Source organism: Burkholderia torrens (genome assembly GCF_984668525.1).
The window spans coordinates 1860083-1883567 of the sequence record NZ_OZ480211.1 but is presented as its reverse complement, the minus strand read 5'-3'; the positions used below and the strand labels follow the sequence as shown (position 1 = coordinate 1883567).

Below are 23485 nucleotides of genomic sequence, written 5' to 3'. Positions count from 1 at the left end.
GACGTGCTGGCCTACTGCCGCTCCTGCTTCACGCGGCTGACCAGCTGCGTCGGGCTCACGAACTGCAGCGCGATCACGACCCATACGAGCGTGATGGCCATGTAGATCATCGCCATCGCGTCGATCGACTGCGGCGCGCGCACGCCGGTCGAGAACACCGCGTAATACAGCGCGACGACGAGCGTCTGCGTGCTTGGCCCCGCGGTGAAGAACGTCAGCTCGAACATCCCGATCGTGCGCACCAGCACGAGCAACCCGGCCGCGAGCATGCCAGGCACCAGCAGCGGCAGCAGCACGTAGCGGAAATAGCGCCACGTGTTCGCGCCGAAGATGCGCGCGGCGGATTCGAGGTTCGGGTCGATCTGCTCGATGAACGGCGTCATCACGAGGATCACGAACGGCAGCGCTGGCACGAGGTTCGCGAGGATCACGCCCGGCAGCGTGCCCGCGAGCCCGATCTTGTACATCACGGTCGCCATCGGGATCCCGTACGTGACGGGCGGCACCATCAGCGGCAGCAGGAACACCAGCAGCGCGAAGCGCTTGCCGCGAAACTGCACGCGAGCGAGCGCGTACGCGGCCGGCACGCCGAGCGCGATCGACAGCAGCACGACCGCGCCGACGACTTCGACGGTCACCCACAGCACGCTCGCGAGCTGGAAGTCCTCCCACGCCTTCGCGTACCAGTGCAGCGTGAAGCCCTGCGGCAGCGGCGTGCCGAACCAGCGCGTCGCGACCGAGTTCACCGCGACGGTCGCGATCAGCAGCATCACGTTCAGCAGGAAGAACGCCATCAGCCCCCAGACGAGCGCCTTCCAGGCACGGCCGGCGAGGTTGCTTTTCATCCGGTGCGGTTTCCTTGCATCGACGGGCCGCACGTCGGGCGCGTCGTGCTTCGGCGGCCAGGTGCGCGCGGCATGATTGTCGGTCGCCATCAGCCCTTGCCTCCCGTGACCGCGCCCGTATAGAAGAAGCGGCGCGCGCCGAGCATCGACGCGACCACCAGCAGCTGGACGAAGCCCATCACGATCGCGATCGCCGATGCGAGCGCATAGTCGTAGCTCTCGAACGCGGCTTCGGCCGCGGCGATCGAGATCACGCGTGTCGGGCCGGCCGGCGCGCCGAGCAGCACGGCCGACGGGAACACCGAGAAAGCCTGCACGAACGACAGGCACGCGGCCATCGTGAGCCCCGGCACGAGCAGCGGCAGGTAGATCTGCCGGAACTGCTGCCAGGGGTTTGCGCCGAGCGTCGCGGCCGCGCGTGCGAGCGTCGGGTCGATGCCGCTGATGTACGACAGCATCAGCAGGAACGCGAACGGAAAGCCCGACACGATGAGCGACAGCAGCACGCCCCAGTAGTTGTGCGTGAGGCGCACTTCGTCGGTGTACAGGTGCAGCCCCTGCAGCGCCTGCGGGAACCAGCCGTTCGGCCCGAAATAGGTGAGCATCCCGTCGGCGACGAGCACCGTGCCGAGCGTGACGGGAATCACTAGCAGCGTCGTGACGAACTTCTGGTACGGCGAGTTGCGGCGCAGCGCGAACGCGACGGGTATCGCGATGCCGACGTTGAGCAGCGTCGCCGGTACCGCGAGCTTCAGCGTGACGAGCACGGTCGGCCACATCGCGGTATCGGTGAAGAACTGCACGTAGTTCGCGAGCGCGCCGCCGCCGTTCATCGGCTGGAACGACAGCACGAGGCCGTACGCGAACGGGTAGATGAACAGCGCGGCGATGAACGCGAGCGCGGGCGTGACGAGCCAGGCCTTCGCGTCGCGCGGCGCGCCGGACGCGAGCGTGCTCATGCGGGCCCCGCTGCGTAGACGAGCGTACGCGAAGGCGCGACGCGCAGCCGCAACCGCTCGCCTTCCGCGAATTCGCCGGCGACGCGTGCCCAGATCGCGCCGAACGGCGTGACGGCACGGATCAGCGAGTCGCGGCCGCCGTATTCGACCGTTTCGACGGTCGCGTCGAACGCGTTGTCGCCGCCCTCGTCCGCACGCTCGATGTCGTCGGGGCGCAGCGCGACCACCACGTCCTTCGCGTCGAAGCCGGCCATCGGTACGCCCGTGAGCCGTACGTCACCCGCCGCGACCCGGACGTCATCGCCGGCCATCCCTTCGAGCGTGAACGGCAGCACGTTGCGGTAGCCCATGAAGCGTGCGACGTGCAGGTTGTGCGGGCGCGTGTAGACGTCCTTCGGCGACGCGACCTGCTGCACGACGCCCTCCTTCATCACGACGATGCGGTCGGCCATCGACAACGCCTCGTCCTGGTCGTGCGTCACGTAGATCGTCGCGCGTTCGAGCTGCGTGTGGATGCGGCGGATCTCGGCGCGCATCTCGATGCGCAGCTTCGTGTCGAGGTTCGACAGCGGCTCGTCCATCAGCACGAGCGGCGGCTCGATCACGATCGCGCGCGCAATCGCGACGCGCTGCTGCTGCCCGCCCGACAGTTGCCCCGGCAGCTTGCCCTCGTGGCCGACGAGCTGCACGAGGTCGAGCGCCTGCTGCGCGCGCCGCCGCGTTTCCTGCTTCGGCACGCCGCGCATCTTGAGGCCGAAGCCGACGTTGTCGAGCACCGACATGTGCGGAAACAGCGCGTAGTTCTGGAACACCATCCCGAAGCCGCGGCGCTCGGGCGGCAGCACGTCGATGCGCGTGTCGTCGAGCCAGATGCCGCCGCTCGTCAGCGGCTGCAGCCCGGCAATGCAGTTCAGCGCGGTGGATTTGCCGCAGCCCGACGGGCCGAGCAGCGCGATGAATTCGCCGCGCCGGATCTCGAGGTCGAGGCCGTTCAGCGCGGCAACCTGCGCGCCTTCCGCATTGGTGAAACTGCGGCACACGCCGTCGAGCCGCAACCGTTCGAAACTGTGCTTCATTGCGCGAACTCCATCGACGCGGGCGCCGCGGCGCCCGCCGGTTCAGGCGTCACTTCGACTTTTGCGAGCCGATCTCGCGGTCCCACTTCTGGAACGCGGCGACCATCGCCTGCGCGTTGAGCGGCTGAACGTGCGGGCGATCGGCGAGCAGCTTCGCGTATTCGGGGCGGCCGAACTTGCGCACGACCTCCTGGCTGTGCGCGGGCGCCATCTCGAGCGTCACGCCCTTCACCGCCGGGCCCGGATAGAAGTAGCCGTCGTCGTAGGTCATCGCCTGTTGCGCTGGTTCGAGCAGGAAGTTCATCAGCTTGAAGAGCACGTCGAGCTTTTCCTTCGGCACGCCCTTCGGGATCACCATGTAGTGGGCGTCGTTGACCCACGTCATGTTGTCGAACGCCTGGATCCTGAACTCGGCCGGGACGATGCCGAGCGCACGCGGGTTGAGGTCCCAGCCCGTGACGGTCACGGTCATGTCGCGCGTGCCCTCGCCGAGTTCCTTCATCACCGCCGACGTGCCGCCCGGGTAGTACGGCACGCAATCGTTCAGCGCCTTCAGGAACGCCCAGGTCTTGTCCCAGCCGTTGATCGGGTCCTGCGGATTCTTGTCGCCGAGCACGTACGGCAGCCCCATCAGGAACGTGCGGCCGGGGCCCGAATTCGCCGGACGCGCATAGATCAGCTTGTTCGGGTGCGCCTTGCACCACGCGAGCAACTGATCGGGCGTCTTCGGCGGGTCGCTGACCTTCGCCGGGTTGTATTCGAGCAGCGGGCCGGCCGGCATGTAGGTGACCTCGAGGCCGAAGCCCTGCGCGAGATCCTGCATCTTGCGCGGGCCGGGCGCGTACTTGTCGAGCACGCCGGGTAACGCGGCTGCGTTGTCGGGCAGCAGCTTCTGCCACAGGTTCTGTTCGATGCCGGCGGCCAGCGCGTCGGTGCCCGTCAGCACGAGGTCGATGTCGGAGCGCCCCGCCGCCTGCATCGCCTTGATCTTGCCCGGCAGCTGCGGTGCCGGCGCATTGGTGAACGTGACGTTCGACACGAGGGTCGGGTTCTTGTCCCGGAACGCCTCGATGGCCTTCTGCGTGAGCTGCAGGTTGCCCGCGACGTCGACGATGTTCAGTGACACGGGAGCGGCAACGGCCGCCGCGGCCGACAGCGTGAAACCCAGTGCGAGTGCGATCCGGCGGACACGGCGAGCGATCGTGGTGGTGTTCATGTCTCCTCACTTCGGTCGGTGGATGGGACCTTTCTTTTCAGGAAATCATGACGGCGTTATACGATGTCGGTCAACAAAAAACCATGGCGCGCGGGGCGGGACTTTCCCTGACAAAAACCTTCCGTTTGATGACGATTGGCGTCCTGACCGGCATGGTGGAGCGTCGCGGCGCCGAATGGACCGCGTGTTAGGACGTCATATCTCGATGAGCGACGAGATGGAATCGGTTCGCGGCCGCATCACGGCCGATGGCGACGGGAGGCGCGCCGGAACCCGGCCGGCCCGGCGCGTGGTGGAGCGGTATTCAGTCAGGCCGCGCCGAGCGCCGCCACTTCGCCGATCAGCCGTTCGGCGTCATGCCATTCGCCATACCCGGACGCCGGGTTCAGATGCCCGACCTCGCCGAGATCGACGAGCCTGCTGCCCCACCCTGCCGCGAACGCCTCGGCACGCTCGAAGCGCGCGAGCGGATCGTTGCGGCTCGCGGCGACGATGCTCGGGAACGGGAGCCGCTGCGTCGGCACGGGCGTCCAGCCATGCGCGTCGATCGCGTCAGGCGGCGGATAGCCGGCGGGCATCGGCATGTCGAGGTCGGCCGGTGCTGCCAGCAGCGCGCCGTGGATCGCACGCGTGGCCTGCCGCGCCCAGTGCACGGTGATCATCACGCCCGCGCTGTGCGCGACGAGAATCACGGGGCCGTCGATCTCGGCGAGCGCCGCATCGAGTGCCGCGACGCGTGCGGCGCGGCTCAGCTTGTCGGCTTCGAGCGGCGCGACGGAACGTGCGTTCGGCAGGCGCCGTTCGAGATGCGTCTGCCAGTGGTCTTCGACGTGATCGCGCAAGCCGGGCACGATCAGGATGGTGGGCGTGGTCGCCAGGGTCATGCAGCCTCCGGGAGGGTTCAGGAAAGTCGGGATGCGCGCCGTTCGCGTTCGGCGCGTGCGAGATCGGCCGCGTAGCTCGCGCGTCCGATCGCGAACAGCACGGCGGCCATGAGCGGCACGACGGGAATCCATTGCAGTGCGCCGACGAGGCCGGCGCGATCGGCGACCCACCCCGTCAGCAGCGGTCCCGGCGCCATGCCGAGCAGGTTGTTCGCGAGCGTGAGCGTCGCAAAGGCCGACGCGTGGATCGCGGCCGGCGTCAGGTTCGCGACCATCGCGCCCGATGCGCCGGACGCGCCCGCGCCGACCAGCATGCCCGCGCAGATCAGCGCGAGCTGCAGCGGCCCCGGCGGCAGCCGGAATGCGACCGCGAGGCAAACGCCGGTGAGCACGCAATAGGCGATCGCGGTCAGCCATTTGCGCGAGCCGTCGGCACGCCCGACGCGGTCGGTGACGATGCCGCAGCCGACCATCCCGACGCCCGCGATCAGCACGAAGCCGGCCGCGAGCACGGCCGCGCGGTCGGGCGCCATCGCGTAGTAGCGGTTCAGGTAGCTCGGCAGCCACGCGAACAGCGCGCCCGGCACGAACAGGTGCAATCCGCTGCCGAGATACGCGCAGATCACCGAGCGCGACGCGAACAGCCCCGACATCAGCGCGCGCAGGCTGCCGCGCAGGTCGCGCGGCGCGTCGGCGTCGCGCCGGCACGGTTCGACGCGGCATGCGGCGAGCCGCCGCTCGGTCACGACGCAGCGATACGCGACGAGCAGCACGATGCCGAGCGCGGCCATCACGCCGAACGACCAGCGCCAGCCGAGATGCGCGCCGACCAGCCCGCCGAGCGCCATCCCGAACACCGAGCCGAACGCGCCGCCGGCCATGAACGCGCCCGTCAGCGTCGCGCGCAGCCGGGCCGGAAAGATGCTGAGGATCAGCGCGACGCCGACGCTGCCGTACGCGGCTTCGCCGAGCCCGACGAGGCCGCGCGCGACGAGCATTTCCGCGTAGCTGGTCGACAGCGCGCAGCCGAGCGTCGCGACGCTCCACAGCGCGGCCATCAGCACGATGCTGCGCACGCGCCCGAAGCGATCGGCGAGCACCGACAGCGGAAACGTCAGCAGGCCGACCAGCAGTGCGACGACGCCGGAGAGCGAGCCGAGCTGCGTGTCCGAGAGCGCCCATGCGTGCTTGAGCAGCGGAAACACCGCATTGAGCACCTGCCGCGACATGTAGTCCGACAGCAGCAGTCCGACGGTCAACCCGAACACGAGCCACGCATACGCAGGCGCGCGCCGCTCGGTGGCCGTCAGGTCCTGCAGCGACGGTTCGACGTGATGAATCAACATGCGTGTCTCCTCCGGCACCGGGCGGCCATGCGCCGGCGCGGCTTGCGCGGCCCCGCTCCGTCAGGCGGAGCTTGCCTCGCGCGCCGCGCGAGGATGGGTGCCGCACCACATCGATCGGCGGGCGGCGCTCGCGGGCCGCCCGACTGCGCGGCGCGTCAGGCCGCGCGCAGCGGCACGCTCAGCTGGCCCGGCCGGCGGTTCGGCGCCATCCCGAGCTGCGCGAGCGTTTCGTCGACGCCGTCGTACTGCACGCCGATCCGGTAGATCGCCTTCGCTTCCTTGCCGGTCGCGATGTCGCGGCCGAGTTCGCGCGCGATCCGCACGCACTGCTCGACCTGCTGCACCGACGTCATCCGGTTGCCTTTCTGGTCGATGATCGTGTCTTCGATCCCGCAGCGCGGATGCAGGCCCAGCGCCATCGCGACGGTGTTGATCGGCAACACGTTCTTCATCAGCGATTCGAGCGTGATGCACGCGCCGTCCGGGCAGCGCCGGACGAATTCCATGAAGTTGTAAGGATTCGGGCCGTCGAAGCCGCCGCCGATGCCGACCCACGTGACGTTCAGCGGGCCGCGATAGACGCCGCGCCGGACGATCCGCTCGAGCGTTTCGAGCGCATGCATGCCGGTGAGCTGGAAATGCGGCTGGATGCCGGCCGCCTGCAGGCGGCGCAAGTGCTCGTCGACCCAGCCGGGGCCGGCCGGGACCGTCATCTCGCGATACGCGTCCCACAGCGCGGCTTCGTTCAGCGACGTGCCGGCGATGTCCTTGCGGTTCATCAGCTCGGTGATGTTCATCTGCACGGTGTTGATCGCGACCGTCACCTGGTCGGGCTTCGGCGTCAATTCCGCGAGCATGTGGCGCGTGTCGTCGGACAGCCATTTCGCTTCGGCGCCGTCGCCTTCCGGCGCGAACGAGATCGAACCGCCGACCTGCAGGATCATGTCGGGTACCGCTTCGCGCAGCCGGCCGAGCAGTTCGTTGAATTTCGACAGCCGCTTGCTGCCCTTGCCGTCGAGCTCGCGCACATGCAGGTGCAGCACGGTCGCGCCTGCGTTGTAGCAGTCGACGGCCTTCTGCACGTGCTCGTCCATCGTCACCGGAATGTCTTCCGGAAAATCGGCCGGCATCCATTCGGGGCCGTACGGCGCGACCGTGATGACCACCTTGTCCTGGTTTTCCGGGTGCAGCGAATCGTCGAGAAATTGCATGTCGTCCTCCAGTGGAAATCGTTGTGTTTCGGGCGTACGGGCGTGCGTATCCCGCCGTGCCGGGCGGCGGGCCCGGCGCGTCGTGTGCAGCGTTGCGGATCGGTTAAGGTGCGCTCGCGCTCAGAACGGCACGTCGCCGACGATGCCCGCGCGCTCCATTCGGCGCACGCACGGCGGGTAGTCCATCACCGCGTAATGCTGCGTGCTGCGGTTGTCCCAGATCGCGACGCTGTTCTTCTTCCAGCGCCAGCGCACCTGGTATTCGGGGATATATGCCTGGCTGATCAGGTAGTGCAGCAACTGGCCGGCGCCGGGATTCGCGTCCTGGCCGACGCGCACGCGGCCGGGCGTGTGGAAGTTCGTGAAATGCGTCGCGAACGCGTTCACGTACAGCACCTTCTCGCCGGTTTCCGGATGCGTGCGCACGACCGGATGCTCGGCGTCCGGATACTGCGCCTTCAGTGCGAGGCGTTTTTCGATCGGCATCGCCGCGCCGAAGCTCGCCTCGATGCTGTGGCGCGCGCGCAAGTCGGCGATCTGCTGCTTCACGTGATCCGGCAGGTTCTCGTACGCGAGCACCATGTTCGCCCACATCGTATCGCCGCCAACCGGCGGACCCTCGATACAGCGCAGCACGCAGCCGAACGGCGGCGCCACGCGCCAGCTCGCATCGCTGTGCCACGCATTCTCGTAGCGGTCGTTCGGCTGGTCGGGCGACTTGTAGATCCGCACGAGCCCCGGATGCTCGGGATCGCTGCCGGCGACCGGATGATCCTCGAGCTCGCCGAAGCGGCGTGCGAACGCGACATGCTCGGCGCGCGTGATGTCCTGGTCACGCAGGAACAGCACGCGATGCCGCAGCAGCTGCGCGCGGATCTCGGCGAACAGGCCGTCGTCGTGCACGGCGTCGGCGAGGCTCACATCCAGCAGTTCCGCGCCGATCGCGCAGGTCAGGGGTTCGACTCGCATGCGCGTCTCCTCAGACGATGAACACCGACGAACCGGTCGTCTTGCGCGATTCGAGATCGCGGTGCGCCTGCGCGGCGTCCTGCAGCGCATAGCGCTGGTTGATCTCGATCCTGATGCGGCCGGCCGCGACGTGCGCGAACAGTTCGCCGGCCAGGTCGTTCTTCTCGGCCGGATCGGCGATGTAGTCGGCCAGCGCCGGGCGCGTCAGATACAGCGAGCCCTTCATCGCGAGGCGCTGCGGATCGAACGGCGGGATCGGTCCCGACGCGGTGCCGACGCATACCATCAGCCCGCGTCGCTTCAGCGAATCGAGCGAGCCTTCGAAGGTGTCCTTGCCGACGCTGTCGAACACGACGTCGACGCCTGCGCCGTCCGTCAGTTCGCGCACGCGCTTCGCGACGTCCTCGCGGCTGTAGTCGATCGTATGGTCGCAGCCGTGTGCGCGGGCAATCGCGGCCTTGTGCTCGCTCGACACGGTGCCGATCACCGTGAGCCCGAGCAGCTTCGCCCATTGCGACACGATCAGCCCGACGCCGCCCGCGGCCGCATGCAGCAGGATCGCGTCGCCCGGCGCGAACCCATGGATGCGGCGCAGCAGGTAGGCCGACGTGAGCCCGCGCATCGTCATCGCGGCGGCCGTTTCGCACGAGATACCGGCCGGCAGCCGGACGAGCGGCGCGGCCTGGATCAGCCGTTCGGTGCTGTACGCGCCGAGCGTGTTCAGGAAGCCGGTGTAGGTCACGCGATCGCCGACGGCGACGTTCGTCACGCCCGGGCCGACGGCCTCGACCACGCCGGCCGCCTCGACGCCGATGCCGGCCGGCAGCGGCACCGGATACAGGCCGCTGCGGAAGTACGTGTCGGCGAAATTCAGGCCGACGGCCTCGTGCCGCAGCCGCACCTGGCCGGCGCCGGGATCGCCGACGTCGACTGCCTCCCAGCGCAGCACGTCGGGGCCGCCGGTTTCGTGGAATCGCACTGCATGTGCCATCGTGTTCTCCGTAGGGTGTCAGTCCGATGCGCGTCGCGCATCGTCAGGTTCATTCATGCCCGTCGGCGGTGCGGTCGTGCCGTCCGCCGACGGTTCGTCCAGTGCGTTCCAGTCGGCGTCGCCCAGGTAGCGCCGCGCGGCCGGGAAAATCACGCCTTCGATCCGCCCCATCTGCTCGAACGCGCCGTGCGCATAGCGGGCCAGCGCCGTGTCGAACGCGGCCGACGGCAGCCCGTCTGCGGCGATCCGGGCGAGCGCGCCGAGCGCTTGCGCGTCGCGCTGCCGCTGGCGGTCGAGTTCGTCCAGTTCGGCCGCGACGCACTCCGCGCGGACCCGCAAGGCCGCGAAGAGCCGCGCTTCGGTGGCCGTGCCGAAACGCGCGTGCTGCAGCGCGGCGAGCGAGGCCAGTGCACGCTTGGCGTCGATCGCCAGCCGCAGCGGTTCGTTCGCGTCTGTACCGCACGCCATCAGCGCCTGCAGCAGCACGCCGACCATGCGATGCACATCGAGACAACGCGCCATCACGCGCGCTTCGGCGGGCGTCCGGTGCGACGAGCACACCAGTACCGGCACGGCGCTCGTCGCGAGCAGGTGCTGCCGCAGCGCGCGTTTCGCCGCATCGGCATCCGGCGGCAGCGCCGCGACGCAGATCAGGTCACAGCCGAGCTCGCCGGCCAGCGCGCCGGGCGATGCGTCATCGCTTGTCGGATGGCCGGCCCCCGGATCGCCGGCCGCCGGATGGCCGGCCCCCGCGATCACATGGGACAGGCCCTGCGCCCGGGCGGCGGCTTCCACTTTCGCACCGTGTTCCGGCAGCCGCGCTCCGGATAAACACGAGTCCGGCGCAGTGGCGGACAGCACGAACGTGACCCGCGCGCCAACCGCCCGCGCCAGTTCGAGCGCATGGCCGATCGCGTCGATGCCGCCGGGCACGCCGTCGACCATCACGAGCAGGTGGCGGTACATCGCGCCGCTCCGCTTATCCGGCGCTCGGCGCGCTGCGCCGTGTGCCGGTCGATACGATCTTCATGGGTGCCCTCCTCGCGGCGTTCGTCATGCATCGGAACCCATGCTATCGACGCGGCGCCGGTGCGGCCCCACTCGTCGCGGGGGGGATTGACGGGCGAACGCGGTTCGGCCGATCCTTCCCCCCACGCCCACCCCGGACGCTGGCCCGCACGGCATCGCCGGACTCCGACAGCTGCCCCGATGGCCCACCCACCCGATCGCGCCGACGCGCCCCCCACCGAACTGGTCCTGAAGACGACCGCGCCGCGCGTGCCGGCGCAGTTGCTCGCCCGCGCGCGGCTGAGTCTTGCCGCACCGGCGTTCGACGGCCGGCCGGTCACGCTGGTGCAGGCGCCGGCCGGTTACGGCAAGACGTCGCTGCTTGCGCAATGGCGCCGCGAGGCCCTCGCGCTCGGCCGTGCGGTCGTGTGGCTGTCGGCCGACGAGCGCGACGATGCACAGCGGCTGCTACAGGGGCTCGTGCAGGCGGTGCGCACCGGTTGCGCGCGGCCCGGCTTCGGGCGGCTGGTTCCGGGTGGTGCGGCGCGCGCGCTGGACGGCCTGACCGCGTGGCTCGCCGAAGTCGCGCAATTGTCGATCGACGCATTGCTGATCGTCGACGATGCCGAGCGGCTGCCGGCCGCCGGCCTGGACGCGCTGACCTACGTGCTGCACAACGCGCCGCAGAACCTGCATGTCGTCGTCGCCGCGCGACGCGGGCTCGATCACGCGGCCGGCGATCTGCTGGCCGGCGGGCAATGCACGCTCGCGGGCGCCGACTGGCTGCGCTTCACGCTCGACGAGACGATCGCGCTGGTCGGCGCGCGCTTCGCGCAACGGGTGGACGCCGACGCGTGCGCGCGTCTGTTCGAACGCGTCGACGGCTGGCCGCTCGGGCTGCAGCTCGCGATGGCCGCGATGGCGCGCTCGGCCGATCCGCGCCAGGCCGTCGATGCGCTCGCCGCACGCATGGACGGCACGCGCGACCGCCTCGTCGAACTGCTGCTCGCGAACCAGTCGGCGGACGACACCGCGTTCCTGACGCGCACGAGCGTCGCCGATCGCCTGCATCCGTCGCTGTGCGCCGCGCTGCTCGACGATGCGCAGGCGCCCGACCGACTCGCACGCCTCGCGCGCGACACGCCGCTGTTCATCGCATCGGACGAGTCGGACTGGTGCCGGCTGCATCCGCTCGTGCGTGACACGCTGCGCGACCGCCTCGCCACGCGCGCCGACGCCGAGCGCAGCACGCTGCACGCTCGCGCGGCGGCATGGCTCGATGCACACGGGATGACCGAGGAAGCCGCGCGCCACGCGTACGCGGCCGGCCAGTTCGAGACGGCGTATGCGCTCGCGCAGCGCTGCCTCGAGGATGCGATCAAGCAGGGCCGCATCAACGACGTGCTCGACTGGCTCGCGCTGCTGCCCGATGCGGAGCTCGACAAGCGCCCGACGCTGCGGATCGCGGTCGCATGGGCGCTGGCGCTCGGCGAGCGCCATGTCGAGGCGCAGCGCCAGATCGCGGGCATCCTCGCGGATAGCCGCACGCCGGCCGCGATGCGCTACGAATGCGCGCTGATCCTCAGTGCAGCCGCGTACTACGCCGACGAGATCGACCGTTTCGTCGAGCTGTTCGAGCCGTGGGCCGACTTCACGCCGCCGGCGGCGACGTGGCTCGCGCAGATGCACGCGAACCGGCTGTCGGCGCGCGCGATCATCGTCGGCGAACCGGCGCAGGCGCGCCGCTTCCAGCAGGCCGCGCCGCGCGGCGAAACGGCGGCCGGGTTCGGCTATGTCGCGCGCTGGGGCGAGCTGATCACGGGCCTGAGCTATCTGCGCGAAGGCCAGATCCGGCTCGCGGACGACGTGCTGTCGCCGGCGCTGGCGCGCGCGGAAGCCGATCTCGGGCGCCGCCATCCGCTGACCTGCATGCTCGCGGCGATGTGCGCGGCCATCGCGTACGAGGCCGACCGCGTCGATCAGGCCGCCGCGCTGCTGGCGAACCGGCTCGACGTGCTCGAGCATGCGGGCACGCCCGATACCGTGCTGCTCGGCTATCTCACGGCCGCACGCATCGCGTTGCTGCGCGGTGTCGAGCATCGCGCGATCGACCTGCTCGAAGCGCTCGACGCGATGGGTGTCGCGCGCCGGCTGCCGCGCCTGTCGGTCGCGAGCCTGGCCGAACAGGAGCGCATTCACGCGGCGCGCTATCGCGAGGCGACCTGCCATGCGCTCGTCGAGCGGATCGACGCGATCGCCGCGACGGAATTTCCGTCTCACGGGCCGTTGTGGCGGCGCCCCGTCGTGCTGCTGCAGGCGACCGCGCACGCGGGTGCGGCGCTGGCCGCGCGACGCTGGGACGATGCGAGCGCGGCGCTCGACGAAGCAGCCGTGCTCGCGCGTGAAATGAGCATGGGGCGCGAGCGCATCGAGATCATGGCGCTCAGCGCGTTCGCGCTCGAACAGTCGGGGCGTGGCGGCCGCGCGCTGCTCGACGAGGCGATGAATCTCGCCGACATGTTCGGGCTGACGCGCACGCTTGCCGACGCGCATCCGGCCGTCGCCGACTGGGCGCGTCGCGTCGGCGACGAAGCGGCGGCCGGCGACGGCCCCGCACGGCACGCGCTGCCGCAGCCGCGCATCGTGCCGCCCGCGCCACGCGGCGTGGCGAGCCCGCGCGCGGTGCCGAGCGTCGTGCTGACGCCGAAGGAGCGCGCGATCCTCGAACTGCTCGCACGCAACCTGTCGAACAAGGAGATCGCGGTTGCCCTCGCCGTCGGCGAGGAAACCGTGAAATGGCACTTGAAGAACCTGTTCGGCAAGCTCGACGCGAGCTCGCGCAAGCACGCCGTGCGCCGCGCGCTGGTGCTGGGGCTGCTCGAAAGCGCGCCCTGACGCCCGTCCGGGCCGGCCGCCCGTGGCGGCCCGGCTGTCCGTCCCTCCCTTCCGATTCTCCGTAACCCTGCCCCCCGCGCATGGGGGGGAGCGGCCGCACGCCGTTGCGTAATCTTTGCGCACGGCCCGCACCGGCGTCGCCTGTCGCGCCGGCTCGCCAGCCCCGATGCTTCCCCGCTTCGCCCGGACGGGCTCGATCCCGTCCGGTTCAATACGACCCTGGAGACTTCATGAAGACGAAACTGGCCGCGCTCGCGGCGCTTGCCGGCTGTTCCGCATTCGCGCACGCGCAATCCTCCGTCACGCTTTACGGCGTGATCGACTCGGGCCTGCTGTACCAGAGCACGTCGGCCGCGTCGTTCAGTCCGAGCGCGCCGAATACCGGCAAGGTGTTCCGGATGAAGGACGGCGGCATCTATTCGAGCTTCTGGGGCATCAAGGGCAGTGAGGACATCGGCGGCGGCTACAAGATCAACTTCAAGCTGCAGGGTTCGTTCGACAGCGGCACCGGCAGGATGCAGCTGAGCGACACGCCGGGCGCCGTCGCGATCTTCAACCAGGTCGCGTCGCTCGGCGTGTCGGGCCCGTTCGGCACGTTCACCGCCGGCCGCCAGATCGTGCCGATGATCTACGCGATGGCCGACACCGATGTGCGCAACGCGCAGTTCTTCGGCAGCGTGCTGATCGCGTGGCTCGGCCTGAACACGGCGGCCGGCTGGTCGGGGACGAGCACCAACGCAGCGATCGGCGCGCTGTACGACAGCAATGCGCTCGTCTACCAGTCGCCGACCTTCGCGGGTGCGTCGATCGCGCTCGAATACGCGCCGGGCGGCGTCGCCGGGCAGTTCCAGGGCGGCACGCGCGAATCCGTCGTGCTCAGGTATGCGAACTACGGGCTGAACGCATCGGCCGTCTACTACAACGGCCACGACACGAGCCCGGCGCCGGGCGTCGCGCCGACCGGCGTCGACAACAACCGCTTCGTCTACGTCGGCGCGAAATACACGATCCGCGATTTCTCGGTGTCGGCGTCGTACGGTAACGGCAGGAATCCGTCGCATGCGGACAAGGTGAACCTCGACATGCTGTCGGCGGGCATCGGCTATCGCTTCACGCCCGCGTTGCAGGTGACGTCGGCCGTGTACTACCTGAAGGACCGCAACCGCTCGGAGAACCGTTCGACGGCGGTCGTGCTCGCGGCAGACTACAGCCTGTCGAAACGGACGATGGTCTACGCGCAGGTCGGCCGCGTGAACAACCGCGGCACGATGGACCAGATGCTCGTGTACGGGCAGCCGGTCGCGCCCGGCGTCGGCACGACGGCCGCGATGATCGGGCTGCGGCACAATTTCTGACGATGCCGTGCGGTGTGGCGCGGCGCGATGGGCGCGCGGCGGCGCTCGAGTGCGACGCGCGGCCGCCGTCTGCAGCGATCGCAGGGATCGGCTACAGTGGGCGTCTTCGGCGCGCCCCGCCCGCCGGTCGATGCGTTCGTCCCGTTCCTGCCGCCGTGTCAGGGGCTGTCGGCGACGCGCGGCAGGCCGGCGGGGCGCGGATCCTCCACGTTGACGAGCGAACTTCCATGCCCGATCTGTCCGCCTTCCCGATCACGAAAAAATGGCCGGCCCAGCATCCCGACCGTCTCCAGCTCTACTCGCTGCCGACGCCGAACGGCGTCAAGGTGTCGATCATGCTCGAGGAAACCGGCCTGCCGTACGAGCCGCACCTCGTGCGCTTCGACACGAACGACCAGCTGTCGCCCGAATTCCTGTCGCTGAACCCGAACAACAAGATCCCGGCGATCATCGACCCGAACGGCCCCGACGGCAAGCCGCTGCCGCTGTTCGAATCGGGCGCGATCCTGATCTATCTCGCGGACAAGACCGGCCAGCTGATCCCGAAGGATCTCGCGGGCCGCTACGAGACGATCCAGTGGGTGATGTTCCAGATGGGCGGTATCGGGCCGATGTTCGGCCAGGTCGGGTTCTTCCACAAGTTCGCCGGCCGCGACTTCGAGGACAAGCGTCCGCGCGACCGCTACGTCGACGAGTCGAAGCGCCTGCTCGGCGTGCTCGACGCGCATCTCGCGAACCGCCAGTGGGTGATGGGCGACACCTACACGATCGCCGACATCGCGATCTTCCCGTGGGTGCGCAACTTGGTCGGCTTCTACGAAGCGGGCGACCTGGTCGGTTTCAGCGAATTTCGGCACGTCAAGCGAGTGCTCGACGCGTTCGTTGAGCGTCCGGCTGTTGCGCGGGGGCTCAACATCCCGGCGCGCGGCTGAGCGACCGGGTGGCCGCGCGCGCACGCTGCGCGGCTCCTGTCCTGCTCGAGCCCGCCGCATGGTGCGGCGGGCACTTTTTTGCCCGCGCGGGGTACACGCATCATGCGTCCGACGCCCCGCCTTCCAGCCCCGCGAGCAGCTTGCCCAGCAATTGCGACAATTGCGCCTGTTCCGCGTCCGACAGCGCGGCCAGCAGCGCGCGCTGATTGTCGATGTGCGCGACGACCGCGTCGTCGATCAGCGCACGGCCGGCGTTCGTCAGCGCGACGAGCGTACCGCGCCCGTCGGCCGGGTTCGGCCGGCGCTCGACCCAACCGGCCTTCTGCAGCCGGTCGATGCGCGCGGTCATCCCGCCTGACGACATCATCAGCGCGTCGTACAGCGCGGTCGGCGTCAGCGCGAACGGCGCCCCGCTGCGCCGCAGCGTCGCGAGCACGTCGAATTCGCCCGGCTGCATCCCGTAGCGCGCAAACAGCGGATTGAGACGGTCGCGCGCGATCACGAGCGCGGCTTCCTGCAGTCGCCCCATCACGACCATCGACGACGCGTCCAGATCCGGACGCTCGGCGCGCCATTGCGCGAGCGCGTGCGCGGCTCGATCCATTAACCCTCCTCGGCTCACCAGTTATCTTGACGTCGAGATAAATCAGCATTTATCTTGATGTCGAGATACATTACCTGAAAACGCGCGGCGCCCCGTCGGCGACCGCGCATCGATATCGAGGGCCTCGCGATGAATCGCTTCACTTCCCCCGGATGGAGGCTTGCCGCCATCGTGCTCGTCGGGCTGAACCTGCGGCCCGCGCTCGCCGCGGTCGGCCCGCTGCTCGACATGATCCAGCGCGCGACCGGCATCAGCGACGGCGCGGCCAGCCTGCTGACGACGATCCCGGTCCTGCTGATGGGGCTCGGCGCGCTGAGCGCGCGGCGCCTGCAGCGCGTGACCGGCATCGCGGGCGGCGTCTGGCTCGGTGTCGCGCTGATCGGGCTGGCCTGCGTGTCACGCATCGGCGCGCAGCACGCGTGGCTGCTGCTCGCGAGCGCCTGCTGCGCGGGCGTCGGGATCGCGATGGTGCAGGCGCTGCTGCCCGGCTTCGTGAAGGCGCATTTCGCGACGCGCATCGGCGGCGCGATGGGCGTCTATTCGACGTCGATCATGGGCGGCGCGGTGCTCGCGAGCGTCGTCGCGCCGTTCGCGGCAGCACGCTGGGGCTGGCTCGCCGCGCTCGCGGGCTGGGCGGTGCCGGCGGCGGTTGCCGCGCTGGCCTGGCCGCTGGCCAGCCGCGGCGGCGACGGGTTCGCGGCCGGGCCGGCCTCGACGTCGCATGCGCGGCCGTCGCGTTCGCCGCGCGCGTGGCGGCTCGCGCTGTTCTTCGGGATCGCGACGGGCGCCTACACGCTCGTGCTCGCGTGGCTGCCGCCGTACTACATGCGGCTCGGCTGGTCGCCGACGGCGGCCGGCAGTCTGCTCGGCGGCGTGACGCTCGCGGAAGTCGTCGCGGGGCTGACGATTTCGGCGACGATCGACCGCCTGCCCGATCGCCGGCCCGCGCTGCATGCGGCGATCGCGTCGCTGTTCGTCGGGTTGCTGGTGATGCTGGCCGCGCCCGACGCGTTCGCGCTGCCGGCTGCGCTGCTGCTCGGCGCGGGGATCGGGGCGCTGTTTCCGCTGTCGCTGATCGTTACCGTCGATCATGCGGCGACGCCGGCCGACGCCGCATCGCTGACGGGGTTCGTGCAGGGTGTCGGCTATTTGATCGCCGGGTTGTTCCCGTTCGCGGCCGGCATCGTGCGCCAGCATCTCGCCGATTTGACGCCCGCGTGGATCGCGATGGCGTGCCTGTGTGTCGTGCTGTTCGCGCTGGCGGCCGGGTTTGCACCGCGGCTGGCGCGGCAGGTTGCCCGCGCCTAGGCCATCGCCCCCGCGCCAGCCGTCAGCCGCCCGCGTCCCGTTCCGCGGCGAACCGCCGGTAAGCGCGCTCCGACGGGCAGCGCCGCAAGTCGCACGCATCCTCGTCGCACAGCCGGCACACGCGGATCGCATTGTGCATGTCGTCGGCCAACGCGCCGACGAGTTGCTCGCAGATCGGCATCAGTTGCGCACACTGCTCGGGCGTCAGTGTGCGCGTGACATCCGCGATCGCCGATCCGCGTGCGGCCAGGATCTGCTGTACCGCAGCGTGCCCGGCCTCGGTCAGCGTCAGCACGACCGTCCGTTTGTCCTCGCCGGGCTCGCGCTCGACGAGTCCCTCCTGCGCCATCCGCTCGGCGAGCCGCACGGCCGACGAATGCACGAGCGTCAATTGCCGTGCCAGTGCGTCGATCGTCATCGTATGGGCCTGCGACAACAGCACGAGCGCATCCGCGATCGATCCGTGCAGGCCGGTTTCACGGGCGATAGCGTCCTCTACCCGATCGTTCAGCGCAAGCGCGAGCGCGCCCAGCAGATTGTTCAGCCGTTGCTTTTTCACGTCCGCGCTCCTAGTATATGTGTGCGTCACGCATATAATTTAAACCATCGTCTCGACAATGTCAGCCGCACGTCCGCATTCTACGTGCCGATGCGATCTGCCCCGTGGAGTCCATGCATGAACGACAGCGCGCGCAAGACCGGATGCCTGATCATGGCGACGCTGTGCTGGGGCGTCGCGATTCCGTTCAGCAAGATGGCGTTGCCTGCGCTGTCGCCCGTGTGGCTGATCGTGTTGCAGATCGCCGCCAGCGTCGCGGTGCTCGCGTGTCTCGCCGCGGCGCAACGCGTCAGCCTGGCCGGCCTTGGCTTTGCTCCGGCGCAGGTTGCCGTCGTCGCGCTGATCGGCATGCTCGAACCGTGCGGGGCGTACTACCTGGGGTTCGTCGGCATGCAATCGACGTCCGCGCTGCATACGGCGGTGATCTTTGCGCTCGAACCGCTCGGCATCCTCGCGTTCAACATCGTGCTGTTCCGGTTCCGGATCGACCGGCGGTTGCTGGTCGCGGGTGTCGTCGCGTTGATGGGCGTGGTCGTCATCACGCTCGGCGATGCATCGGCGGACGGCCGTGCCTCGCTGCGCGGCGACGCGTTCGTGTTCGCCGGCGTGATGGTGGCCGCGCTGTACGTGTCGCTGTCGACGCAGGCCGTGACGATCCCTTCCGCGACGGCGATGCTGCTGATCCAGCAGGCCGGTTCGTTGGTGCTCGCGCTCGTGCTGCTCGGCGTCGATGCGGACGGCGGCCACGGGCTGCACCGCCTGCCGCCATGGTCGGCCGTGTGGCCCGCGCTCGCGATCGGCGTGCTGCAGTTCACGCTCGCGTTCCTGTTCTATTTTCGCGGCGCACGCGACAACCCGTCGTACTGGAGCGTGGTCGTGCTCAACCTGATCCCCGTCGTCGGTATCGCCGCCTCGATTCTGATCCTCGGCGAATCGGCATCTCCGATCTACTTCGTCGGCGGCGCGATCACGATCGGCGCGGCGCTCTACACACACTTGCGCGAACGGCACGCTGCGCCCGGGCCGGCGCGCGCGTGATCAGCCGGCGCTCGCGTACAGCGTCGAATCCGCGAACCCTTCGGCGTCGAGCACGCGTCCGATCAGGATCAGCGCGGTGCGCTCGATCTGCGTGCCCTGCACCTTGCCGGCGATGTCCGCCAGCGTACCCGTCACGCGCTCCTCGTCCGGCCAGCTTGCGCGATAGATCACCGCGACCGGGCAGTCCGCGCCGTAATGCGGCAGCACTTCGTCGACGATGCGCGCGAGATGGCGCACGCCGAGATGGATCGCGAGCGTCGCGCGGTGCGCGGCGAGCGAGCCGAGTGCTTCGCCTTCCGGCATCGTCGTCTTGCCCGCGAAGCGCGTGAGGATCACCGTCTGCGCGACGCCGGGCAGCGTCAGTTCGACGCCGAGCGTCGCCGCGCACGCGGCCGTGGCCGTCACGCCCGGCACGATTTCGTACGGAATCCCGAGTGCCTTCAGCCGGCGGATCTGCTCGCCGATCGCACCGTACAGCGACGGGTCGCCCGAATGCACGCGTGCGACGTCCTGCCCTTTCGCATGCGCGGCCGCGAGCAGCGCGACGATCGCGTCGAGATCGAGCTCGGCCGTATTGACGACCTGCTCCGCGCGATGACCGTCGAGCACGGCCGCCGGCACCAGCGAGCCCGCGTACAGGATCACCGGGCACGTGCGCACGAGGCGCTGGCCCTTCACCGTGATCAGCTCCGGGTCGCCGGGGCCCGCGCCGATGAAATACACCGTCATCGAAAATTCTCCGTCAATTCGTTGGATGATCCGCCGCGCCGCGTCATGCGCGCGCGGCCGGATCGAGTGCGTCGAGCATTGCCGCGACCGAGTCGAACGCGCGGTCGGCATCGGGCAGCAGCGGCCGGCGCAGCATCACGACCGGCAGCCTGCGTTCGCGTGCGACATCGAGCTTGGCCTCGGTGGCCGCACCGCCGCTGTTCTTGCTGACGACGACGTCGATGCCCGTCAGCGCGAACAACGCACGCTCGCTGTCGAGCGTGAACGGCCCGCGCGTGGCGATGATCTGCGCCTGCGCGTTGCCGGGGTGCGCGTCGAGGCAGCGCACGAGCCAGAACTGGTGCGGCGGAATCGTGTCGAGGTGCGCGAGCGGTGCGCGGCCGAGCGTGAACAGCGGCCGCCTGAACGGCGCGAGCGCGGCTTCGATGCCGACCCAGTCGTCGACCATCCGCCAGTCGTCGCCCGGTTGCGGCGTCCAGGGCGCGCGGCGCAGCGCCCAGAGCGGCACGCCCGCGTCGCGGGTCGCGGCAGCGGCGTTCGCGCTGATTTGCGCGGCATACGGATGCGTTGCGTCGATCACGAGGCCGATGCCGGCATCGCGCAGATAGGCGGCCAGCCCGGCGGCGCCGCCGAAGCCGCCGACGCGTACGTCGCAGCGCAGGTCGTCGGGCACCTTGCCGAGTCCGGCCAGGCTGTACACGTGATGCGGGCCGAGCGCGCGCGCAATCTTCAGCGCGTCGCCGGTGCCGCCGAGCAGCAGGATGCGCGCGCTCATCGCGCTTCCCCGACGAAGCGGCCCTGGCGGTCGATCGCGAACATTTCGACGGCGACCGACGGCGGCACGATGTCGCGTGCGACGTGCAGCGCCTGCGCGCAGACGAGATCGCCGAGCGGCACGCCGTCGGCCCGTGCAAGCTTCAGCGCTTCCTGGCTCGTGTTCGCGGCGCGCATCGCGGCCTGCAGCGCATCGCTCGCGCCGGCTTCGGCCGCCCATTGCGCGAGCAGCGGCAGATCGATGCTCGAATGGCGGCTGTGCAGGTCGAGGTGGCCGGCCGCGAGCTTGCTGAGCTTGCCGAAGCCGCCGCACATCGACAGCCGCGCGACCGGTGCGCGCCGCAGGTGCTTGAGTACCGCGCCCGCGAAATCGCCCATCTCGATCAGCGCCATGTCGGGCAGGTGGTAGTGCGCGCGCATCGCGTCCTCGCTCGCGTTGCCCGTGCATGCGGCGATATGCGCGATGCCGTTCGCGCGGGCGACATCGATGCCCTGGTGGATCGACGCGATATAGGCCGAACACGAGAACGGCCGCACGATGCCGGTCGTGCCGAGGATCGACAGCCCGCCGACGATCCCCAGGCGCGGGTTCATCGTCTTCAGCGCGAGCGCCTCGCCGTCTTCGACGCCGATCGTCACGTCGAAGCCGCCTGCGTAGCCCTGATCGGCCGCCAGCGCTTCCAGGTGCGTCGTCATCATCTGGCGCGGCACCGGATTGATCGCCGGTTCGCCGACCGGCAGCGTCAGCCCCGCGCGCGTGATCGTGCCGACGCCGGGCCCCGCGTGAAAACGCACGCCCGGCGCGGCCGCGAGCGCGACGCGCGCGAAGATCAGCGCACCGTGCGTGACGTCCGGATCGTCGCCGGCATCCTTGATCGTGCCGGCTTCGGCGCCGTCGGCCGTGGTCCGGCAGAACTCGAGCCGCATCATCACGCGCTGCCCTTTCGGCAGCACGATCTCGACCGCGTCGTCCGCGTGGCCCGCGAGCAGCAGCCGGGCCGCCGCGAGCGACGTCGCGGTCGCGCAGCTGCCGGTCGTATAGCCGAACCGTAGCGGCGCGGGCTGTTCGGGGGTTTCGTCGCGCATCACGCGTCCGTGGCGTTTGCCAGGTTCGCCGGGCTCGCCGGGCTCAATGAGCCGGCCGCGTCGATCGCATCGACCATCTCGGCCGCGTCGGGCTTGCGCACGTCGTACAGCGTGACGGGCAGCGGCTGGCGCCACGTGTCGAAGCGGCCGAGCGGTTCCGCATGCGCGAGCGACACGCGCGTGAGCGTGCCGCCGCGCGCGTCGCGCCACGCGGCGAGCGCCAGCTCGCCCTGCAGCGTGACCGCGTTCGCGACCAGCCGGCCGCCGGGTTTCAGCGACGCCCAGCACGCGTCGAGGACGCCGGGCGCCGTTGCCCCGCCGCCGATGAAGATCGCGTCGGGCGTGGCAAGCCCGGCAAGCGCATCGGGCGCACGGCCCGCGACGAGCTGCAGGCCCGGCACGCCGAGCGCGTCGCGGTTGTGTTCGATGAAGCGCTGCCGTTCCGCATGCGCTTCGATCGCGATCGCCTGGCAGGACGGATGCGCGCGCATCCATTCGATGCCGATCGAGCCGCTGCCCGCGCCGACGTCCCACAGCAGCTCGCCGGGCGCGGGCGCGAGGCGGCCGAGCGTCATCGCGCGCAGGTCGCGCTTGGTGAGCTGGCCGTCGTGGCGATAGGCGTCGTCGGGCAGGCCGGGCGTGAGCGCGCGACGCGGCGCGTCGGGGCCGGCCTGGCAGTCGAGCGCGACGAGGTTGAGCGCGGCCGTTTCGGCGACGGTCCAGTCCTGCGCCAGGCCGTCGAGACGACGCTCGAGCGGGCCGCCCAGATGTTCGAACACGCTGAGGCGCGTCGGCCCGAAACCGCGCGCGGCGAGTTCGGCCGCGACGGCGGCGGGCGTGCGGCCGTCGGCGCTCAGCACGAACAGGCGCCGGCCCGGCAGCAGATGCCGCGCGAGCGTCGCGAGCGGACGGCCGACGAGCGAGACCGCGCCGACGTCCTGCAGTGCCCAGCCGAGGCGCGCGGCCGCGAGCGACAGCGACGACGGTGCGGGCAGCGCGCGCCATTCATCGGGGGAAAGCTGGCGTGCGAGCGTCGCGCCGACGCCGAACAGCATCGGGTCGCCGCTCGCGAGCACGCACACGGGCGACGGGCGCCGTGCGAGCACGCCCGCCAGGTCGAACGGCGACGGCCACGCTTCGCGCGCGGCCGGCAGCCGCGCGGGCAGCATGTCGAGATGCCGCTTCGCGCCGACCACGAGCGTCGCGTCGAGCAGCGCGCGGCGTGCGCTGCGGCCGAGCCCCGCGTAACCGTCGTCGCCGATGCCCACCACCGTCAACCACGTCGTCATGCACTCTTCCCCATCGTTCGATTCCATCGTGTCGCCGCCCGGCCGTGAAAGCGCCGGCGCTGCCGTCCGCATTGCAAAAAACGGCATGGTACCGTGTTCGCTCCCGCGTTTCATCTGCCGGCCCGCCGGCGCATGGCCGCTGCCCGTTTCACCCGCCGCAAACGGCCATCCGGTCGCGAATCGCGGTCGAAATCGGGTATCCTACGGCCGTTCGTTCGCCGGTGCCCTTCGGGGCCGAAGAGGGAACACAGGGCGCGCCGCGCGCCGCTGTGGCTGCCCCCGCAACTGTAGACAGCGAGCCGATCTCCCCCTCATGCCACTGGTTTCACCGGGAAGGCCGGGAGCCGGCGCCGACCTGTCAGCCAGGAGACCTGCCGGCCAGAAAGTGCGTGCGTGCCAGTCGGCGTCGGG

22 protein-coding genes and 1 riboswitch are annotated in these 23485 nt (G+C 70.1%); of the genes, 6 read left to right on the top strand and 16 right to left on the bottom strand.

The window, feature by feature from the left end:
* Positions 1 to 11: 11 nt before the first annotated feature.
* Genes AC5LXX_RS08595 through AC5LXX_RS08580 form a run of 4 tightly spaced genes read right to left on the bottom strand, consistent with a single transcriptional unit; the run spans position 12 to position 4096 of the window.
* Positions 12 to 935: an ABC transporter permease gene (locus AC5LXX_RS08595; protein WP_124451757.1), complete on the bottom strand. Its 924-nt coding sequence runs from the start codon at positions 933 to 935 to the stop codon at positions 12 to 14.
* Positions 935 to 1804: an ABC transporter permease gene (locus AC5LXX_RS08590; RefSeq protein ID WP_124451755.1), complete on the bottom strand. Its 870-nt coding sequence runs from the start codon at positions 1802 to 1804 to the stop codon at positions 935 to 937. The genes AC5LXX_RS08595 and AC5LXX_RS08590 overlap by 1 nt, the downstream gene beginning before the upstream one ends.
* On the bottom strand, positions 1801 to 2880 hold the full coding sequence (locus tag AC5LXX_RS08585) for an ABC transporter ATP-binding protein (RefSeq protein ID WP_493409207.1): 1080 nt from the start codon (positions 2878 to 2880) through the stop codon (positions 1801 to 1803). The genes AC5LXX_RS08590 and AC5LXX_RS08585 overlap by 4 nt, the downstream gene beginning before the upstream one ends.
* Before the next feature lie 49 nt (positions 2881 to 2929).
* Positions 2930 to 4096, bottom strand: coding sequence for an ABC transporter substrate-binding protein (locus AC5LXX_RS08580; protein WP_493409206.1), 1167 nt, complete (start codon positions 4094 to 4096; stop codon positions 2930 to 2932).
* 47 nt (positions 4097 to 4143) lie between these two features.
* Here AC5LXX_RS08580 and AC5LXX_RS08575 point away from each other — a divergent pair, with 47 nt between their 5' ends.
* Positions 4144 to 4287 (top strand): hypothetical protein, encoded by a 144-nt coding sequence (locus tag AC5LXX_RS08575; protein WP_493409205.1) that lies wholly within the window; start codon positions 4144 to 4146, stop codon positions 4285 to 4287.
* Positions 4288 to 4404: 117 nt separating this feature from the next.
* On the opposite strand, the gene AC5LXX_RS08570 is transcribed toward AC5LXX_RS08575, so the two are convergent.
* The 6 genes from AC5LXX_RS08570 to AC5LXX_RS08545 all read right to left on the bottom strand — a co-directional run bounded on the left by AC5LXX_RS08570 (position 4405) and on the right by AC5LXX_RS08545 (position 10463).
* Complete coding sequence (locus AC5LXX_RS08570) at positions 4405 to 4980, bottom strand: RBBP9/YdeN family alpha/beta hydrolase (RefSeq protein WP_493409204.1); 576 nt, start codon at positions 4978 to 4980, stop codon at positions 4405 to 4407.
* A gap of 17 nt (positions 4981 to 4997) precedes the next feature.
* Entirely contained in the window at positions 4998 to 6326 is a 1329-nt protein-coding gene (locus AC5LXX_RS08565; RefSeq protein WP_493409203.1) for an MFS transporter, read from the bottom strand.
* A 155-nt stretch (positions 6327 to 6481) separates the two neighbouring features.
* On the bottom strand, positions 6482 to 7537 hold the full coding sequence (locus AC5LXX_RS08560) for a beta-keto acid cleavage family enzyme (protein WP_493409202.1): 1056 nt from the start codon (positions 7535 to 7537) through the stop codon (positions 6482 to 6484).
* 120 nt (positions 7538 to 7657) lie between these two features.
* On the bottom strand, positions 7658 to 8506 hold the full coding sequence (locus tag AC5LXX_RS08555; protein ID WP_493409201.1) for a TauD/TfdA dioxygenase family protein: 849 nt from the start codon (positions 8504 to 8506) through the stop codon (positions 7658 to 7660).
* Positions 8507 to 8516: 10 nt separating this feature from the next.
* On the bottom strand, positions 8517 to 9497 hold the full coding sequence (locus AC5LXX_RS08550) for a quinone oxidoreductase family protein (protein ID WP_493409200.1): 981 nt from the start codon (positions 9495 to 9497) through the stop codon (positions 8517 to 8519).
* Between the two features lie 18 nt (positions 9498 to 9515).
* Entirely contained in the window at positions 9516 to 10463 is a 948-nt protein-coding gene (locus tag AC5LXX_RS08545) for a universal stress protein (protein ID WP_493409199.1), read from the bottom strand.
* A gap of 243 nt (positions 10464 to 10706) precedes the next feature.
* Here AC5LXX_RS08545 and AC5LXX_RS08540 point away from each other — a divergent pair, with 243 nt between their 5' ends.
* From AC5LXX_RS08540 to AC5LXX_RS08530, 3 genes are all read left to right on the top strand, one after another.
* Positions 10707 to 13400 carry a winged helix-turn-helix domain-containing protein gene (locus AC5LXX_RS08540; RefSeq protein WP_493409198.1) on the top strand — a complete coding sequence of 898 codons (2694 nt, stop codon included), beginning with the start codon at positions 10707 to 10709 and terminating at the stop codon, positions 13398 to 13400.
* 230 nt (positions 13401 to 13630) lie between these two features.
* Positions 13631 to 14755, top strand: coding sequence for a porin (locus tag AC5LXX_RS08535; RefSeq protein WP_493409197.1), 1125 nt, complete (start codon positions 13631 to 13633; stop codon positions 14753 to 14755).
* A gap of 227 nt (positions 14756 to 14982) precedes the next feature.
* Positions 14983 to 15687 carry a glutathione S-transferase N-terminal domain-containing protein gene (locus AC5LXX_RS08530; RefSeq protein ID WP_493409196.1) on the top strand — a complete coding sequence of 235 codons (705 nt, stop codon included), beginning with the start codon at positions 14983 to 14985 and terminating at the stop codon, positions 15685 to 15687.
* Positions 15688 to 15787: 100 nt separating this feature from the next.
* Here AC5LXX_RS08530 and AC5LXX_RS08525 read toward each other — a convergent pair whose 3' ends face one another.
* Complete coding sequence (locus AC5LXX_RS08525) at positions 15788 to 16291, bottom strand: MarR family winged helix-turn-helix transcriptional regulator (RefSeq protein WP_493409195.1); 504 nt, start codon at positions 16289 to 16291, stop codon at positions 15788 to 15790.
* Between the two features lie 129 nt (positions 16292 to 16420).
* Here AC5LXX_RS08525 and AC5LXX_RS08520 point away from each other — a divergent pair, with 129 nt between their 5' ends.
* The gene (locus AC5LXX_RS08520) at positions 16421 to 17599 is read left to right on the top strand and encodes an MFS transporter (RefSeq protein ID WP_493409194.1); all 1179 of its coding nucleotides are present in this window, start codon (positions 16421 to 16423) and stop codon (positions 17597 to 17599) included.
* 22 nt (positions 17600 to 17621) lie between these two features.
* On the opposite strand, the gene AC5LXX_RS08515 is transcribed toward AC5LXX_RS08520, so the two are convergent.
* The gene (locus AC5LXX_RS08515) at positions 17622 to 18158 is read right to left on the bottom strand and encodes a MarR family winged helix-turn-helix transcriptional regulator (protein ID WP_493409193.1); all 537 of its coding nucleotides are present in this window, start codon (positions 18156 to 18158) and stop codon (positions 17622 to 17624) included.
* 117 nt (positions 18159 to 18275) lie between these two features.
* Here AC5LXX_RS08515 and AC5LXX_RS08510 point away from each other — a divergent pair, with 117 nt between their 5' ends.
* Entirely contained in the window at positions 18276 to 19196 is a 921-nt protein-coding gene (locus tag AC5LXX_RS08510; RefSeq protein WP_493409192.1) for a DMT family transporter, read from the top strand.
* Here AC5LXX_RS08510 and cobM read toward each other — a convergent pair whose 3' ends face one another.
* The 4 genes from cobM to cbiE are packed head-to-tail and all read right to left on the bottom strand — an operon-like array spanning position 19197 to position 23074.
* Positions 19197 to 19925: a precorrin-4 C(11)-methyltransferase gene (gene cobM / locus AC5LXX_RS08505; RefSeq protein WP_493409191.1), complete on the bottom strand. Its 729-nt coding sequence runs from the start codon at positions 19923 to 19925 to the stop codon at positions 19197 to 19199. It lies immediately after the preceding gene.
* A gap of 43 nt (positions 19926 to 19968) precedes the next feature.
* On the bottom strand, positions 19969 to 20700 hold the full coding sequence (locus AC5LXX_RS08500; protein ID WP_493409190.1) for a cobalt-precorrin-6A reductase: 732 nt from the start codon (positions 20698 to 20700) through the stop codon (positions 19969 to 19971).
* A complete protein-coding gene (locus AC5LXX_RS08495; RefSeq protein WP_493409189.1) occupies positions 20697 to 21785 on the bottom strand; it encodes a cobalt-precorrin-5B (C(1))-methyltransferase in 1089 nt (362 codons plus the stop codon). The genes AC5LXX_RS08500 and AC5LXX_RS08495 overlap by 4 nt, the downstream gene beginning before the upstream one ends.
* Entirely contained in the window at positions 21785 to 23074 is a 1290-nt protein-coding gene (gene cbiE, locus AC5LXX_RS08490; RefSeq protein ID WP_493411105.1) for a precorrin-6y C5,15-methyltransferase (decarboxylating) subunit CbiE, read from the bottom strand. Before cbiE ends, AC5LXX_RS08495 begins: the two co-directional genes overlap by 1 nt.
* Before the next feature lie 202 nt (positions 23075 to 23276).
* A riboswitch (cobalamin riboswitch) is annotated at positions 23277 to 23467 on the top strand.
* Positions 23468 to 23485 lie beyond the last annotated feature (18 nt).